The 17364-nt window shown below is 50.5% G+C and carries 14 protein-coding genes; 8 read left to right on the forward strand and 6 right to left on the reverse strand.

Going from position 1 to position 17364, the window contains the following annotated elements; all coding sequences use genetic code 11:
* Positions 1–28 precede the first annotated feature (28 nt).
* The 4 genes from ACFQZE_RS01070 to ACFQZE_RS01085 form a co-directional block, all read right to left on the reverse strand.
* The gene (locus ACFQZE_RS01070) at positions 29–3529 is read right to left on the reverse strand and encodes a family 10 glycosylhydrolase (RefSeq protein ID WP_379352752.1); all 3501 of its coding nucleotides are present in this window, start codon (positions 3527–3529) and stop codon (positions 29–31) included.
* Positions 3530–3885: 356 nt separating this feature from the next.
* A complete protein-coding gene (locus ACFQZE_RS01075; protein WP_379352754.1) occupies positions 3886–4893 on the reverse strand; it encodes a FecCD family ABC transporter permease in 1008 nt (335 codons plus the stop codon).
* Positions 4890–5894, reverse strand: a complete 1005-nt coding sequence (locus tag ACFQZE_RS01080) for a FecCD family ABC transporter permease (protein WP_379352756.1) — start codon at positions 5892–5894, stop codon at positions 4890–4892. Before ACFQZE_RS01080 ends, ACFQZE_RS01075 begins: the two co-directional genes overlap by 4 nt.
* 27 nt (positions 5895–5921) lie before the next feature.
* On the reverse strand, positions 5922–6878 hold the full coding sequence (locus ACFQZE_RS01085; RefSeq protein ID WP_379352758.1) for an iron-hydroxamate ABC transporter substrate-binding protein: 957 nt from the start codon (positions 6876–6878) through the stop codon (positions 5922–5924).
* 318 nt (positions 6879–7196) lie between these two features.
* Between ACFQZE_RS01085 and ACFQZE_RS01090 the strand changes: the two genes are divergently transcribed.
* From ACFQZE_RS01090 to uvrA, 3 genes are all read left to right on the forward strand, one after another.
* The gene (locus ACFQZE_RS01090) at positions 7197–7823 is read left to right on the forward strand and encodes an FMN-dependent NADH-azoreductase (RefSeq protein WP_379352760.1); all 627 of its coding nucleotides are present in this window, start codon (positions 7197–7199) and stop codon (positions 7821–7823) included.
* 136 nt (positions 7824–7959) lie between these two features.
* Positions 7960–8430 (forward strand): RrF2 family transcriptional regulator, encoded by a 471-nt coding sequence (locus tag ACFQZE_RS01095; RefSeq protein ID WP_379352762.1) that lies wholly within the window; start codon positions 7960–7962, stop codon positions 8428–8430.
* A 269-nt stretch (positions 8431–8699) separates the two neighbouring features.
* Positions 8700–11198 carry an excinuclease ABC subunit UvrA gene (uvrA, locus tag ACFQZE_RS01100; protein WP_379352764.1) on the forward strand — a complete coding sequence of 833 codons (2499 nt, stop codon included), beginning with the start codon at positions 8700–8702 and terminating at the stop codon, positions 11196–11198.
* Between the two features lie 21 nt (positions 11199–11219).
* Here the strand turns inward: uvrA and ACFQZE_RS01105 are convergent, their stop codons facing one another.
* Positions 11220–11762, reverse strand: coding sequence for a hypothetical protein (locus ACFQZE_RS01105; RefSeq protein ID WP_379352766.1), 543 nt, complete (start codon positions 11760–11762; stop codon positions 11220–11222).
* A gap of 200 nt (positions 11763–11962) precedes the next feature.
* Here ACFQZE_RS01105 and ACFQZE_RS01110 point away from each other — a divergent pair, with 200 nt between their 5' ends.
* The 3 genes from ACFQZE_RS01110 (at position 11963) to ACFQZE_RS01120 (ending at position 13558) form a co-directional block, all read left to right on the forward strand.
* Complete coding sequence (locus ACFQZE_RS01110; protein ID WP_379352768.1) at positions 11963–12391, forward strand: VOC family protein; 429 nt, start codon at positions 11963–11965, stop codon at positions 12389–12391.
* Positions 12392–12412: 21 nt separating this feature from the next.
* Positions 12413–12994 (forward strand): TetR/AcrR family transcriptional regulator, encoded by a 582-nt coding sequence (locus ACFQZE_RS01115; protein ID WP_379352771.1) that lies wholly within the window; start codon positions 12413–12415, stop codon positions 12992–12994.
* A gap of 150 nt (positions 12995–13144) precedes the next feature.
* Positions 13145–13558 carry a VOC family protein gene (locus ACFQZE_RS01120; protein ID WP_379352773.1) on the forward strand — a complete coding sequence of 138 codons (414 nt, stop codon included), beginning with the start codon at positions 13145–13147 and terminating at the stop codon, positions 13556–13558.
* Positions 13559–13633: 75 nt separating this feature from the next.
* Here the strand turns inward: ACFQZE_RS01120 and ACFQZE_RS01125 are convergent, their stop codons facing one another.
* Positions 13634–14356, reverse strand: a complete 723-nt coding sequence (locus ACFQZE_RS01125) for a FadR/GntR family transcriptional regulator (RefSeq protein ID WP_379352775.1) — start codon at positions 14354–14356, stop codon at positions 13634–13636.
* 163 nt (positions 14357–14519) lie between these two features.
* Between ACFQZE_RS01125 and ACFQZE_RS01130 the strand changes: the two genes are divergently transcribed.
* Together ACFQZE_RS01130 and ACFQZE_RS01135 are read left to right on the forward strand one after the other, a co-directional pair.
* A complete protein-coding gene (locus ACFQZE_RS01130; protein WP_379352777.1) occupies positions 14520–15935 on the forward strand; it encodes an FAD-binding oxidoreductase in 1416 nt (471 codons plus the stop codon).
* Positions 15928–17298, forward strand: coding sequence for a (Fe-S)-binding protein (locus tag ACFQZE_RS01135; protein WP_379352779.1), 1371 nt, complete (start codon positions 15928–15930; stop codon positions 17296–17298). Before ACFQZE_RS01130 ends, ACFQZE_RS01135 begins: the two co-directional genes overlap by 8 nt.
* Positions 17299–17364: the final 66 nt, after the last annotated feature.

Below are 17364 nucleotides of genomic sequence, written 5' to 3' on the forward strand. Positions count from 1 at the left end.
ACCGTTATTGTCATTTCACGTTTATCGTTTATTTACGGTCGTATAAAGAAAGCAGCAAAACGACGGCTTCCGCACGCGTTGCAAGGTCGTTCGGGGCAAAGCGCCCGTCGCCTTTGCCTTGCATAAGCCCGGCTTCAGCGACAGCGGCAATTGAGCCTCTGGCCCAAGCCGGCGCGCTTCCGATATCGCTGAATGTGGCGCTGTCAATGGGAGCGATTCCGGCGATTCTGGCAATGAGAACGGCAAGCTCCGAGCGCGTGATGGCGCCGTTAGGCCGGAAGGTGCCGTCGCCGTAGCCGACAATATAGCCGGCCGCCGCCGCATCCAAGGTGGAGCTTTGCGCCCAAGTCGGAATATTGGACGCATCGGCAAAGGAAGAGGAACTGCCGCCGCCAGTTACAGGGAAAGCTCTCATCAGCAGCGTCACAAATTGAGCCCTTGTCACATGGTTTTGCGGGCGGAACGTACCGTCTCCATAGCCAGTCACGAGGCCAAGCTCCGCTGCCCTTTCAATCTTGCCCTTCGCCCAGTGCTGGCCTAAATCAGACAATGGAAGGGGAGGCTCAGGCTTCGGTTCGGGTTTCGGCTCCGGTTTTGGCTCAGGCTTCGGATTTTCCGTCCCGCCGCCAGGGCTTCCGGGATTTCCTGGATAGACGGGTGCGGAATACGCCGTTGCGGTAACAAGAGTGCTTGCAGCGCTTTCGTTATGCAAACGATCCAGCGCGGTGACGGTATACGTGTATGTTGCACCGTCCTGCACGGTTAGATCGACATAAGACTGCTTCGTTCCACTGGCAGCTTTGCGGACGGTGCCGATGAGCCCCGTCGGATTGTTGATATCGGGAGCCGACTTCCCATCATTTCGGTAAATGGCGTAATAAGCGCTGTCTCCGCTTGGCGAAGCTTCATCCCATTGCAGTTCCACATGTCCGCTGCTAACGGAAGGCGCTCTAAGGGAGACCGGAACTTCCGGAGCCGTCGCATCCAGCCATGGCATAGTCGGAGGGATCGCCGGGTAGCGGTATAATTCGCCCTTCATGGCTTCTCTCATGCCGCTATAGTTAGCCAACACATCTTTGGCGCTAAAAAACATACTGCCATGAACATCAGTTGTAAAATTGCGGTTGTAGACGATTTGATTCCTCAGCTCCATCGGATCCTCCCATGAAGGAACACGGTAGATGCCATGGCCGACGTACAAATGCGTATTTGCATTTTGCACAACGCCGCGCCACCATTCCAGCACCTTTTCATAAGCGGCTGCGCCATTGCCGAAATGCCAATAATTTTGCGGTGCGATGTAATCGAGCCATCCTTTCTCTACCCAGCCTTTTGTGTCGGCATAAAGCGCGTCGTAGCTTTGCAAGCCGTTTGTATCGGAGCCCTCCGCATCGGAAGATTTGTTGCGCCAAATGCCGAAGGGGCTAATGCCGAATTTGACATGGGGCTTGCTTGCCTTGATCGATTGTGCGAGACCTTGAATGAGCGTGTCTACGTTGTTTCTTCGCCAAGCGGCCTTGTCGGCAAAACCTCCGCCGTAAGCGGCGTATTGCGCCGCGTCAGGAAAGTCGGTGCCGGATACGGGATAAGGATAAAAATAATCGTCGAAATGGACGGCGTCGATGTCATAGCGGTCAACGACTTCCATCACGCTGTCGATGACGAATTGTTTGGCCTCCGGCACGCCAGGATTGAAATACAGCTTTCCTCCATAGGAGACGACCCAATCCGGATTTTGTTTGGCGGGATGGTCATCGACGAGCCTGCTTAAATCCGTATGCATGCTGACTCGATAAGGATTAAACCAGGCATGAAACTCCATATTGCGCTTATGAGCCTCTTCCAGCATGAAGGCAAGCGGATCGTAACCTGGATTTTTCCCTTGCGTACCCGTCAGCCATTCCGACCATGGGGCGTATTGAGACGGGTAAAAAGCGTCCGCCGTCGGTTTGATTTGTACGATTACAGCGTTGATTCCGGTCCCGGCAAGCCCGTCAAGAAGCGAAATAAATTCCGCTTTTTGCGCCGCTTCCGTTATCGTTCCTTTAATCGGCCAATCGATATTTTCAACCGATGCGATCCAGGCGGCTCTAAGCTCGCGTTTAGGCGGAACTTGGCCGTTGTTTACAATGAGCAGTTGTTCCGTCATTTTCCCGCCGAACGTAGCTCTGATTCGTGTTGTCCCTGCCGCTTTTGCCGTAATGACACCAGTCGCGCCAATTTCGGCAATATGAGGAGCGCTGCTTGTAAAGACAGCTTCGCTTGTCACATTTTTCTCCTCGGTCAAAAGGGTATAAGACGCAAGCACAGATGCTTGCAGCGAGCCGCCTGCGCTCATCGGCTCCATTTTAGCCAGACGGATTCCTTGCACAACGGGGACCGGCTTGCGTACGGTGAGGACAAAGGATGCGGTGCGACCGTCCAAAGTAGCGGTAATCGTAGCAGATCCTTCGTTGATCGCAGTCACAACGCCATCCGCGGAGATGTTCGCAACAGCCGAATCACTACTGGCAAAGACCGTTCCGACTGCCGGAATCGGCTCAATGTTGCCCTCGTAAAATGCCAAAGCGCGAACCGATACTGTAGTTCCTTCATCCATTGACGACGCACCTTCAAGCTCAAGCCTCGTTAAGGCTGCGCCAGAATCGCTAACGGTTAAAACATAGTGGGAGGTGAGACCGCTGTAGGTAGCCGTGATGGTCGTTATGCCCGCTTGAAGGGCTGTAACGGATCCGCTTGCCGATACGGCTGCAATTTCAGGAAAGCTGCTTTCAAAAGCGGAGCCCGCCGTTCTGTCGGCCGGAATGGTGTAACCAGCTGCCGTTTCCAGCACTTTTGCCTGCAAGCTTTCCCCGGCTTTAAGTCCACGGAGTCCGCTGAGCTCAATGGCAACAGGGTTCGTATCGGAGTAAATAGCAGAAATATGGTCGAAATAAACGGTTCCGCTATTTTTATTTAGATTGTTTGTTTCCGCGATATAGATTTGACGAAGTTCGATGGGGCCGGTTAAGTTTTGCGGCACGTTAGCGGTGACATATTGCCAGCCGGACCAATTAAAGCCGCCTGTTTGTGTAAAATCGGCTGCATGTCTTGCGCCGGTGCCGTCCTCAAATTGAGCCCTCAGCCAATGCTTCCCGGCATCGCCGTAAACCCAAGCACCGATTTTTTTCGGGTATCCGGGCATTGCTCGATCTCCGTTTTTAAAGAAATTGATATAAGAAGCCGACGTTCCTTCATTGCCTGTGAAGTCGTAAGCAATCTTGCCGGAAGAGCTTCCGTACATGACAGGTCCCGGGCGGGTTTGCCGATCCAGTTTAGTGGAGCCGGGCACGGTTCTAACTTCCGAAATTGTAAGATCGGAAATGTCTTCAAAGTCTTCCACAACAACGGTATTTCCGGCGGGTGCAACATATAAAGCGCTTTCAACATTTTCCGAAGCATAGGCGGCACCCGTAAACAAAGTTCCCCAAAGCAGCATAAAAGCAAGCAGAGCGGCCATTTTTTGCACAGAAGCATTCAACACGAACACAGAAGCACTTCCTCTCGGTAAAATAAATAGTCAAGATGAATGCGGGCGGAACGTTTGAATCTAAGGCACTTAATCCAAAGGCTTTTAACTGGACTTGCCGAATAGATAGGCAACGGTTTCTCCTTTCATTATGAAATAAAATTTCAAAATATAACTACTATATAGTATAAAATTTTAGAATTTATTTGTATATCGTGTAAAAAGACCTAAACGAATAGTCAAAAAGGACTAAATAGAAGGAGCTCCGCGATCATTCGAGCACATTAGGCGAAAGCCGGGGTGGAAGAGTCGAACAAAAAAACTCTGCGCTACTGAAGCGCAGAGTTTTTAATGTGCGAAATCTATTTAGCGTTACGCTATTTTTTCAGCAGCAAATAGGCGAAATAAGGAACGCCGATAATCGAGACGACGATACCTGTCGGTACCCCGTCCGGCTCGATGAGATTGCGGCCGAGCGTATCCGCGACGAGCAGCAATAGCCCGCCCATTAAAGTGGCAATCGGGATAAACAATTGATTGCGCGGACCAACAAGCGCTTTGGCGATATGCGGTGCGAGCAGTCCCACAAAGGCGATAGCGCCGGATACGGAGACGGCGGAAGCGGCAAGCGCAACAGCGGTTAGCAGCAGCAAAATGCGTTCACGCTCGACCGGGAGACCGACCCCAATCGTAACCGGCTCGCTGAGCGACAGCAAATTAAGCCGGGTTGCTTTGTAAAGGGTAAACGGAATGAGGATGGCGAGCCAAGGCAATAACGCCCAGACGAAAGGCCAGTCCGTTCCCCAAATGTTGCCCGCAATCCATTTGGCGATAAAGTCCACTTTTTCGCGTTCGGCGGATGAGACCATCACGATCATAGCGCCTGACAGCGCCATGGAAAATCCGATTCCGACGAGTACAAGCCGAACAGGATTTAGCCCTTCCGATTTGCGGAACGAAAACAAATAAATGAGCGCCGAGGTCAATACGGCACCGACAAACGCCGCCAGAGGGATCATGTAAGCGAAGCTGCTTGCATCGATCGGGAAAAATAAAAAGAACAACGCGACGCCAACGCCTGCGCCGGAATTGATGCCGATAATGCCGGGATCGGCCAAATCGTTCCGGGTGACGGATTGCAAGATGGAGCCCGACAAAGCAAGCGCCATTCCGGCAAGCAGCGTGATGGCAATTCGCGGCATACGAACGTCAAACAAAACAAATTTTTCTTTAAACGATCCATCCCCGAACAGCACCGGCAATATCCGGCTGTAGGAGATAGAGGAGAAGCCGAGTCCCATGCTAATAAAAACCGTAACTGCGATAAGCAACAGGAGGACGGCAACAAAAATTTTCTGCTTTCGCACGATTGCTTTGTGAATCATGAAATCTTTTTCCCTCCTTTATGTATGACAAATAGAAAGAAGGGCAACCCAAGCACGGCGACAATAGCTACAACCGGTGTTTCGTAAGGCGCTCCAATGATACGGGCAGCCGTATCGGCAAGCAGCATAAACGAAGCCCCGACGATGGCTGACATCGGTACGATAAACCGATAGTCCGTTCCTGTCATGACACGGACAATATGCGGAATCATCAGCCCAACAAAAGCGATGTTGCCGACAAGCGCAACTGACGCGCCCGTAAGCAGAATGACGGACAGAAACAGCAAAGCGCGGGTTTGCTGAAGCTTTTGCCCGAGGCCGACCGCCACTTCTTCGCTTAGGCTCAAAATCGTCAATTGCTTCGACAAAACGATGGCCAGCAAAATGCCGACTCCGATAAAGGGAGAAACGAACGCAAGTTGTTTCCAGGTCGTGCCGATAAGTCCGCCGGCAGTCCAAAGCGATACGTTTCTCGACAATTTAAACAAGATAGATACGCCTTCCGAGATCGCAATCAAAAAGGTGGAAATCGCTGCGCCTGCAAGTACGATGCGCATAGGAGACAGCTTTCCCTTTTTGGCGGAACTGAGTCCGATAACGAGCAGAGCGCCAACGGCTGCGCCGATGAAACAAGCGATCATGATTCCGAAATAGTTCAGGTTCGGGTTAATCGAAAGCGAAATTGCCAATGCGGCCATCGCGCCCGACGTCAGTCCGAACAAGCCGGGATCGGCGAGCGGATTACGCGTTACGCCTTGCATAACGGCACCGGCTACGCCAAAAGCGGCTCCAACAAGAGCCGCCCCAACTTCCCGAGGCAGGCGAATTTCCTGAATGATCAGGATATTGGGATTTGTGGAGGATGCGGTAACGGCAAGCCACACATCTTTGATGCCGATATCGGCCGCTCCAAGGATGATCGATACAACAAACATGCCGGCAAAAAAAACAATGCCGGCAAGAAGTTTATACGCATAAGGTATTGCGGTTTTTTTAGTCATCTTTTTCTATCTCCGTAGAGGGATCCATTATTGAGCCAAAAATTTATCTTTAAAGAAAGTCAGCTGATCTTCAAGCGTAAGCGGATCGTTAAAGTAGAACTGATTGCCGTTTACTTCGAACACGCGGTTGTTTTTGACGGCAGGGATGTTCTTAAACGATGCTGTCTCTTGGAACGAGCTGTCGGCATCTGCAAATTTGCTCAAAATGACATAGTCGCCTGCAAACTCTGGAAGCACTTCAGCGGAGATCGCATAGTAGCCCGGTTTAAGAGCATTTTCTTCAACTTTTTTAGGCATAGCCAGCTTCATTTCTTGATACAGAATTTCTGTGCCGCGGCCCCAGTTATTGCCGTAAACGTACAATTGCTTGTCGAAGCTTTCGATAACGGATACAGTCGCGTTTTCACCAATTTTCGCTTTAATTTCTTGGCCTGCCGACTGAGCGCGCGCTTTAAAGTCTTCAACCCATTTGCGGGCTTCTTCTTCTTTGTTCAATAGCTTGCCGATTTCGATATGCTGAGTCAAGTAATCGACTTTGCCGTAAGTGAAAACGACAGTAGGAGCGATTTCTTTCAGCTTGTCCACATTTTTGACGGAGTCAAGACCGATAATCAGATCCGGCTCCAGCTCGATAATTTTTTCCAAACTTTCGTCGGTCACTTCTGCTGCTTCTTTAAGATACTCGTCATAACGCGGATTTTTTTTGGACCAGGCATCTACGCCGACCAAGTTAACGCCAAGCGCCATTACGTTGCCTGCAAAAGAAGAAAGAACGATGACGCGCTGAGGATTAGCCGGCACTTCCACTTCTCCAGTTTCGGACTGATATTTAATGGTGCCGGACGCCGCTTCATTGCCGCCAGCTTCCGCAGATGGAGAGGGGGATGGTTGATTGCTTGCCGCTGGATCGGCCGCTTTGTTGCTTCCGCATGCGCTGATGATCAACATCAGAACTAGTGCTAGAGGTAGTAATGCTTTTTTCATGGTGAGTCGCTCCCTTTTTTTCTAATCGATAATGATTATCAACTTCACTCTGCACATTCTATGCTAACTGATAATGATTGTCAAAGGGATAATATTGTAAAAGAAAATCATGGAAATTTAAGAATACAGATTCGGGAAAATGCCCCAAATAAGGATGGTTGCAATTCCAAAATGGACGGGTTATAATGTGCCTTAGTCAGTTGCAATTAAAGGTCGGTTAATGATTTAAAACTGCCAGAAGTTGCAATCGCTCGAAAGAGCAAAAAAATTTTAGTGTAAATTGTGCCCGAATTAAGCACATTAAGAGGAGAGAAAAGAATGAGCCAGGTTTTGTTTATTAAAGCGAACGACCGTCCGTCGGAGCAATCCGTCAGCGCGCAAATGTACGATGAGTTTTTGAAAGGATATAAAGAAGCGAATCCAGAAGCTCAACTTGTGGAGCTGAATCTGTTTGCCGAAAATCTTCCTTATTTTGATAATGCGATGATGACAGGCCTTTACAAAGAAGCTAACGGCATGGAGCTGACTTCGGAAGAGAAGGAACTGACGGCAACGGCAAACCGCTATTTGGATCAATTTATGGCGGCCGACAAAATTGTCATTGCGTTCCCGCTCTGGAACTTTACGATTCCAGCACAGCTTCTGACTTATTTATTCTATATTTCCCAAGCGGGCAAAACGTTTAAATATACGGAGCAAGGGCCTGTAGGGCTTGCGGGCGGCAGAAAAGTGGCGCTTCTTAATGCAAGGGGCGGCGTTTATTCCGAAGGGCCGATGCAGCAAATTGAAATGTCGCTGAATTATGTGAAAACGATTATGGGCTTTATCGGAATTCACGATGCGGAAACTCATGTGATTGAAGGCCACAACCAATTCCCTGACCGTAAAGAAGCGATTATTGGAGAAGGACTTCGCAAAGCATTTGAAGCAGGTTCGGCATTCTAAAAACAGTAATGCCCAAAAAGGAGCCGATTGTCCCCGCAATCCGGCTCCTTTTGTTTGCCAACCGTACCGAAATCATCCTATAATTAAGCGTAGATGTTGGCGCTTGGCGAGTGAATCGCAAGTAGGAGGTGGAAGCATGAGCGTAGCGGATAAAGGAATTGATTTTGGGCCGCCGCATTTTAAAATTGCAATGCATACCGTCGTTCGGCTGGCGCACAAAAATACGATTTTATCGAGCGCGGCCATTGCCGGCCAAGTGGAATCGCATGCAACGTTTATGCGGAGAGTGCTCAATTCCTTGGTTCAAGCCGGAATCGTGGAATCGCGCGGCGGCCGCGACGGCGGCTACCGATTGAAAAAACAAGTGGATCAATTGACGCTTGGCGAAATCTACGAGGCCGTTCAAGCGGGACGGCGCGAAGCCTGCGATGAGAAAGACGGCTGTATGGAGCGGGAAGGCGAATGCGCGGAAGCCGGCGCTTTGCTGGATCAACAGCTGGAGCTGATTTTGCATGAGGCTGAATCCCAAACGATTCAATATTTGCACCGCTTTACGGTCAAGCAGGTCATGCACCGAATTCCGTTTTTCATTGAATGCGAGTCGTAGTTTACATCATATAAAGCTTTGCAGCGTAAGCCGGATTGGCAACGTCTTTCAATGAGAAGACTTAGCCAATCCGCTTTGCGGGCAAGGCTTTTTTTATTTGCCATGTCGAAAAATGGTGCATCCGAACTAAAACTATAAAGTTAAAGATTAAAGCAACATGATAAGGTTACTTAAATGAGAAGTGTTGTATTCTAATCAAACTTTAAGACTTGCATCAATGTTGTAGAATGGAGTGGATTTGTAAAAAACGAAGGCTGGGGAGGAAAAAAATGAACGGAACGATTCGTATTCGCGGTGCAAGAGAAAACAATTTAAAAAATATTTCTTTGGAAATTCCGAAGCATAAGCTGGTTGTTGTAACGGGACCGTCCGGTTCGGGGAAATCGACGCTGGCGCTGGACACGCTGCAGCGGGAATGCCAACGGCAGTATATGGAATCGATGGGGATGGTTTCAGACAGCGTAAGCAAACCGAAGGTTGATTCCATAGAAGGCCTTTCTCCGTCTATTAGTGTAGGCCAGCATCAAACGAACCGCAACCCTCGCTCCACGATTGGAACGGCTACCGATATTTATACGCTGATGCGCATTTTGTACTCGAAGCTAGGCGAGAGGCCATGCCCTTCATGCGGGGCAACCGTAAAGCCTGTTATCGGGGGACAACCGGCTGCCAAGCTCGTTTCGGACGATGAGGATACGGCATTTAACGAAAAGGTAAGCTGCGCCTCCTGCGGCCACACGCTCGTTAAGCTGACGATGTCTCACTTTTCATTCAACAAGCCGGAAGGGGCTTGCGATGGCTGCGGGGGGCTAGGCCATGTCGCCACTCTTGATACGTCTGCTGTCTTTCAAATGGACAAAAGCGCCCGCGATGGCGGAATCGCTTTTTGGAGCGGGATGTACATCGATTATAACGTCAGCATTTTAAAAGCGGGGGCCAACCATTACGGATTGGCCTTTGACGAGAATGCCCCGCTTCAGGACTACGATCCCGCCATGCTGGACCTCCTATATTACGGTGCGGAAAGCGAGGTATTCACAGCCCGATTCCCGGATACAAAACCGCCGAAGACGGTAACAAGCGGCAAATTCGAAGGGGTCGTAACCGGCATTTGGAGAAGATATAACGAAAAAGGCGGGGAGTCCGGCGAAGCCTCTCTGTTCAAGCAAAGCGTATGCGGAAGCTGCGGGGGAGCCAAGCTGCGCAAGGAAAGTCGGCTCGTACTCGTCTCCGGCGTCGCCATTCAAGATGCGTCCTCCAGAGCGCTTGGCGAAACGCTCCATTGGCTGGAATCGCTCAGAGATTCTTTCAATACAGATGAGGAGCAGCTCGTCGGTCCAATCGTATACGATATGGCAGTGCGGCTAAAAAGAATTATAGATGCAGGCTTGTCATATATGTCGCTGGACCGGCAAATTGTGACGTTGTCCGGGGGAGAGGCGCAGCGGCTGCGGCTTGCCTCGATTTTGGGATCGGGATTGACCGGGGTGCTGTATATATTGGATGAGCCGACGGCAGGCCTGCATCCCCGCGATACGCAAGGATTAATTGAAGTGTTGAAGCAACTGCGCGATTTAGGCAACACCGTTATGGTCATTGAACATGACGAAGAGGTAATGCATGCGGCAGACCATATTATCGATATCGGTCCCGGAGCCGGACGGTTCGGCGGACAAGTGGTCGGGCAAGGGACGCTAAAACAATTAATAGAGCAGCCGGAATCGGTTACGGGAGCGACGTTTAGGGAGAAGGCAGCTGAGGGCAAGCCCGCCCGGAGAAAAAGAAACGGCGCTAAATTGACGGTGCACCATGCGACGCTGCGCAATTTAAAAGGAATAACGGCCGAATTTCCGCTCGGCTGCCTCGTTTCCGTCTCTGGCGTTTCCGGATCGGGAAAGTCGACGCTTGTGTTTGATTTGCTGGCTTCATCGGGATTTGACAACGATAGGCCGGAAGGGTGCGAGCGCATCACGGGCTGGGAAGAGGCTGGCCCGGTCATTATGGTGGATCAGTCGCCGTTATCCCGGATGCAGCGGTCCAATATTGCAACCTATACGGAAGTTTACACCCACTTGCGCAACTGGTATGCCAGCTTCCCGTCTGCGAAAAAGGCGGGGCTTACAGCCAAACATTTTTCCTTCAATACGCCGGGCGGGCGATGCGAAGAATGCCAAGGGCTTGGCGTCGTGCCAGTGCATATGCACTTTTTGCCGGAAATCGAAGTGCGCTGTCCGGCTTGTCGCGGCAGAAGGTTTAAAGACGAAGTGCTGGCCGTCACTTATGAAGGTTACAGCATATCCGATTTGCTCGATATGTCCATTGGCGAAAGCTTACCGCTTCTTGAAGGGCAGAAAAAAATTAGCGAAACGCTGCAACTGCTGTTCGAGGTCGGACTGGGCTATTTGAATTGGGGCCAGTCGCTCAGCACGCTGTCCGGCGGAGAAGGGCAACGGATCAAGCTGGCCAAGCAGCTTAGCAAAAAAACGGCGCAGCATACGTTGTATTTGCTAGACGAACCGTCTACGGGTCTTCATCCGGGAGATGTTCGGCAATTGAAGGTGCTGTTGAACAAGCTGGTTGACGCTGGAAATACGGTCATTGTGGTGGAGCATAATTTGGACATCATCGCGGATTCCGATTGGGTAATCGATATCGGGCCGGAAGGCGGAGCCGGGGGTGGAGACATCGTAGCTCAGGGGACGCCGGAGAAGGTGGCGCTTTGCGAAGAGTCGCATACCGGCCGGTTTTTGAAAACTATGTTTTCCTAAACGCAGCCGGTTTGAATAAAATTACTTGGAACGCGGCCGCTTCGGCCAAATAAAAGAGCTGATGCTAATGATGAGGTCGATGCCGAGAATAAGCGACCACGTTTGCCATACACGAGTAAATGCTTCTGTGCGGGAGGGGTCATCAATCCAAAATACAAGAATGAGCATGAGGCCCGCTCCGATCAAATAGGCGATGACATGCCGGCCCCAGCCTTTCAAGTCATGTATGGCATATTCCTTGCCATACCGTTTGACGGGCGCGGGGCCTTCTTTTGCAATATAATAGCTGAATCGCTCGTCCGCCCATGCGATCATGCTTTTGCCGAAGGCGACGGATACGCCAATATATACTGCTGCAATAGCATGAGCCATTGTAGCGGTAGCCCCGTTATACATATCTATGCCTGTAGCAACAAGCAGCACAACGTCCACCACGGGCGACATGAGCAAAAAGAGGAGACCCAGCTTTTCTTTTTTCAACACATATCTGACCGTAAGTCCCAGCGCGATAAAAATCCAGAAGGCAATCTCGCAAGCAATTATAAGCCAAGCTACAAAATTCACATTCGAACCCCTTTCTTTTTGTTCCATCATACAATCGCTTACCGGAGCTGTAAATGAAAAGAAGGAAGAGATTCCATTCCGCATAAACATAATTAAAAAGGAAAGAGGGTTCATTATTTATTTATCCCCATTTACATACATACAGAATGTATGTTAAATTGAACATGTAAAGAAAATAACAAAAGGAGCGTGTAATAAAAATGAAAGCAAACAGCTTTTATCCCGTCCTATTGACTGAGAATATTGCAGGCAGCACATCGTTTTATAAGGAGCATTTCGGATTTGCCGCCGTATTCGAATCGGACTGGTACGTCAGCCTAAAGCTGGTGGACGCAAGCTATCCTTTTGAATTTGCTCTGCTTGATCCGACTCATGAGACGATTCCTGCCGGCTTTCGAAAAGCGACGTCCGGCATGATTGTTAATTTTGAAGTAGAAAACGTGGACGAAGTGTATGAGCGGCTAATCGGAGAGGCGAAGCTGCCGCTTCATCTGGACATTCGGGATGAAACGTTTGGCCAGAGGCATTTTATAACTAGCGATCCTAATGGTATTCTATTAGATATCATACAAGTCATCCCTCCGACCGGTGAGCATGCAGAGCAATATAACGAGCAGGTTTGGTCATGACGAAAGGGCGATAACGGCAAGATGAGAAGGACAAAGGAAGATGCAAACGAGACGCTGCGCAGACTGATGCTGGTGGCGAAGCGGCATTTTGCGGACAATGGCTACGGCCATGCTTCATTGGAAGCGATAGCGGCGGAAGCGGAAGTTACCCGCGGCGCTTTGTACCACCATTTCCGCAATAAACAAGGATTGTTTCATGCCGTATTGGATGCCGTTCAGCAAGAGGTTGGGCAATGCGTGGAGGAGGAAGCGGCCAAAAGCGATGATTTGACGGAGCAGCTTTTGCTTGGCAGCCGCGCTTTCCTGGCGGCGGCGGTGGAGCCGGGCCGCAAAAGGATTTTGTTGATTGAAGGACCGGCCGTGCTGGGCTGGGAGGCATGGCGTATGCTGGATGAGCAAAATTCGATGCGGCATTTGCGGGAGCAGCTACAGGCGATGAAGGAAAAGGGCGTTCTCGGCGATGTTTCCTTAGAAGCGATGGCGCATTTTATTTCGGGAGCGCTGAACGAATCGGCTTTAAGAATGGCAGAGCTTACGGAACCGGAAGCCGCAATGGAGGAAACGATGGTTCTTCTCGGCAAGCTCGTTCATGGATGGCGGTGACGTTGCAATCGCGTGAGCGTACATGTAAGATTAAAGTGGACGAGACAGAGGGGGACAAATGTTCGCAATCCGTAAGAAACGTCCGTCCTTTGGTTTTGTTATAGTAGAACCAAGTTCTTGCTTGACCATTACTCTGATGAGGTGATCGAAGTGGCATTTCAGTCCAAACATATTTTTGTCAACTTGCCGGTAAAGGATTTGGAAGCATCAAAAAAGCTGTTTACAACGATCGGTTTTGAATTTAACGCACAATTTACAGACGACAAAGCGGCTTGCCTTGTCATCGGCGACAATATTTTCGCAATGCTTCTGAAAGAGGAGTACTTCAAAACGTTTACGAAAAAAGCGATTGCCGACACTTCCTCTACAACTGAGGTGCTCATTGCCATTTCCGCTGAAAGCCGGGAAGAAGTGGACGGAATTGTATCGCGCGCGGTTTCGGCTGGCGGTAAGCTCATTAGCGACCCGGTCGACCACGGCTTTATGTACCAGCACAGCTTTGAAGATTTGGACGGGCATACTTGGGAAATTGCTTATATGGATCCAAGTTTTGTTCAAGGCTAATAGAAAACAATTGAAAGCCGTTGGTGACTGGAGAGGCTTCCTAAGGGAAGCAGTCCGGTCTCCCGACGGCTTTTTTTAATGGGATGCGGGAATGGAGGTCCGTAGTACGGATTCCACCTTACTTAAATGTTCTTCAATTAGTTTAGCCGCTTTGTCGGCATCGCGATCCCGAATAGCGGCATAAATGTGCCGATGCTCCTCCAGCAGTCTCTCCGCCGTCGATTGCTCCCGGTAAAACCATAGCTCGCGCGTTTTTCCAATCGTTTCGCTAAGGCGCTGCGTCAATGAATCCATCAGTTGATCCAGCAAACGGTTATGGGATGCTGCCGCAATGGCAGCGTGAAAGTCTACGTCCGCCCGTTCACCCGCACCGGTATCTCTCTGAAGCAGAGCATCCTCCATCCGTTGCAAAATGCCTTCAAGTCGAAGCAAATCTTGTTCGGTGCGGCGCTCCGCAGCCAGCGCCGATGTTCCGGCTTCCAGCAGCTTACGCACCTCCAGCAGCTCCAAAATGGAGTCGGCTTCTTGAAATAAAGCCATTCCTCCTTGATTTCCTTCGCTTGGCAGCACCTTTTTGACAAATGTTCCTCCGCCGTGGCGAATGTCGAGCCAGCCCATCGCTTTGAGAGCGCTGAGCGCCTCGCGAAGCGTCGATCGGCCGACGCCGAATTGCCCCGACAGCTCCACGACGGACGGAAGTTTGGCGCCGGGTTCCCATTCTCCGGCTTTAATTCGTTCTATGAGAAGTCGGCCGACGATTTCGTGGCCTTTTTCGGTTTCGATTTTTAGATGGCGCATAAACAACTCTCCCGGTCGCTAGTTTCGCTGCGTTGCTGATGAGCTTCGCTGCGATTTTTGTGGAACTACTATATTTATATCTAAGCATAAGCTATAATGAATGAAAAGTCATCAGATGACCTGATGAATTTAAACTGATGATAAGGAAGCGGGGGAGCTCTGTTTGCTGCAGCCACAATGTATATCCAAACTTCGTTCCATTGTTGGAGACCGTTACTTTCGCGATGACCCGGAAGCGCTTGTTGCCCATTCCTACGATGGAACGCCAATGCTGCAATCGCTGCCGGACGGCGTCATTTATCCTTCTTCGACGGAAGAAGTTTCGGCCATTATGAAAATTTTATATGAGTATAAAGTACCGCTAATCAGCAGAGGATCCGGCTCCAATCTTTGCGGAGGAACGGTTCCTGTCCATGGCGGCGTTGTTATGGTCATGCACCGAATGAACCGGATTTTGGAAGTGGATACGGAAAATTTGACCGCTACAGTACAGCCTGGATTGATTACGGCGGAAATGATTGCACATATAGAAGGGCTGGGGCTATTTTATCCGCCGGACCCAAGCAGCATGAAGATTAGCACAATTGGCGGAAATATTGCAGAATGTTCGGGCGGGCTCCGAGGTCTCAAATACGGGACGACAAAAGATTATGTAATCGGCCTAGAAGCGGTGCTGGCGAGCGGTGACATCATTCGGACGGGCGGCAAGCTGATGAAAGATGTGGCTGGTTACGATTTGACTAAGCTTTTGGTAGGCTCGGAAGGAACGCTCGCCATTATTACGGAAGCGACGCTTAAGCTCATCCCGCCGCCACAGGCAAAAAAGACGATGCTTGCCATGTACCGGGATTTGTACGGCGCGGCCAGAACGGTGTCCCGGATTATCGAGTCGAAAATCATTCCTGCCACGCTGGAGTTTATGGACAACCCGACGATTCGGGTCGTGGACGATTTTGCTAAGCTTGGACTGCCTCGCGACATGGAGGCCATTTTACTTATCGAGCAAGACGGCGATCCCGAAACGGTGGAACGGGATATTGAGCGCATTCGGAACATTTGCGAAGGGGAGAACGCCGACCGCATCGAAGTTGCGGAAAGCCGCGAGGAGGCGGAGAAGCTGCTTACGGCACGCCGAAGCGCCTTTACCGCGCTCGCAAGGCTTCGTCCAACGACGATATTGGAGGATGCTACTGTCCCAAGATCGAAAATTGCCGATATGGTGCTGAAAATTAACGAGATCGCTAAAAAGTATAACGTTACCATCGCCACATTCGGCCATGCCGGGGACGGCAATCTTCATCCAACGGCGACAACCGATGCAAGAGATAGCGAGGAAATTCACCGTGTGGAAGAAGCGTTTGCGGAAATATTCGAAGCTGCAATTGAGCTCGGCGGAACGATTACAGGAGAGCATGGAATCGGAATCGTCAAGGCGCCTTATTTGGAGTGGAAGGTGGGAGAAGCGGGATTAGAAGTCATGCGCGGCATTAAAGCGGCATTTGATCCCCATCATTTGTTGAATCCCGGAAAAATGTTTCCAAAAGAAACGAGGAAAAGGGTGGTTTTGCAGCATGGCTGAAACAGCGACGAACAAAAAACCAGACCTTAAGCATACGAATCCGCTAGCGCAAACTTTGCTAAATAAGCTGGACTACGATCAACTGACGAATTGCATGCGCTGCGGCTTCTGTCTTCCGGCCTGCCCGACGTTTCGCGAGACGGGAATGGAGCCGGAATCTCCAAGGGGGCGGATTGCCCTTATGAAAGCGGTGGCCGACGGGCTGATGGACCCCGATCTTGCCTTTCAAGAGCAAATGAATCATTGCCTGGGATGCAGAGCTTGCGAGCCTGTCTGCCCTGCCGATGTGAAATACGGCCAATTGATTGAGCAAGCCAGAGATGCGATTGGCGATCACGCCCAGTATAGCGCCCCCGTCAAGGGACTGCGCAAGCTGATGTTCAAAGGAGTGTTTCCGCATCGCCGCAGTCTGAAACTGCTTGGGGGAGCGCTTGCCGTCTACCAAAAATCCGGCCTGCGCAAGCTGGCGAGAGGGACGGGGATGATGAAGCTGTTTCCCCGCCATCTGCAAGAAATGGAAGCGATTTTGCCGGATGCAGCAGTCAAAGGCGTAGTGGAGCGGCTGGGCACGTTTTACCCGGCAAAAGGAGAGCCTGTTGCGCGAGTCGCTTTGTTTAGAGGCTGCATCATGGATGTTATGTTTGCGGAAACCAACGTCAACACAGTCAAGCTGCTGTCGGAAGCCGGCTTTGAGGTCGTTATTCCAACGGCTCAGGCTTGCTGCGGGGCGCTTCATGCCCATAGCGGCGAAATGGAGGATGCAAAAGCGCTCGCTAAATTGAATATCCATGCGTTTAAGGAAGCGGGCATTGATTATATTGCCTCTAATGCAGGCGGTTGCGGAGCGCTGCTGGTGGAGTATGGCCATTTGTTCCACGATGATGGGGACTCGGAACTTCGCGAGGAAGCGCGTCTATTTTCAGAGCGAGTGCTCGATATTAGCAAACTGATCGTCGAAAAAGGAAGAGTTCCAAGGTTTGTCGAAACTTCGCAGAGCGAGAGCACAGGTACGGATACGGTCATTACGTATCAAGATTCCTGTCATTTGCGCAATGTGATGAAAAGTTCGTCGGCTCCCCGCGAGCTGATGCGAAGCGTCGAAAATGCGGCCTTTGTCGAGATGAAGGAAGGAGACCGCTGCTGCGGATCAGCGGGCATTTATAATGTGACGCAGCCGGAGATGGCGGGGCAGTTGCTGGAGCACAAAATGGAGCATGCCGCAGGTACCAAAGCCCGCTATATGCTCACAAGCAACCCGGGCTGCCTGCTCCAAATGAAGCTTGGAATTGAAAAACATAAGCCGCCGCATCCTATGAAAGCGATGCATATTGTCGATTATTTGTACGAGAGACTAGCGGAATAGAGAGGAAGCCTCTCCTTTACAAATCCTTTACCTTCTTAGGTAAAGGATTTTATTGTAAATACTGTC

Origin of the sequence: Paenibacillus sp. GCM10027627 (assembly GCF_042675505.1) — a bacterium.
Lineage (GTDB): Bacteria > Bacillota > Bacilli > Paenibacillales > Paenibacillaceae > Pristimantibacillus.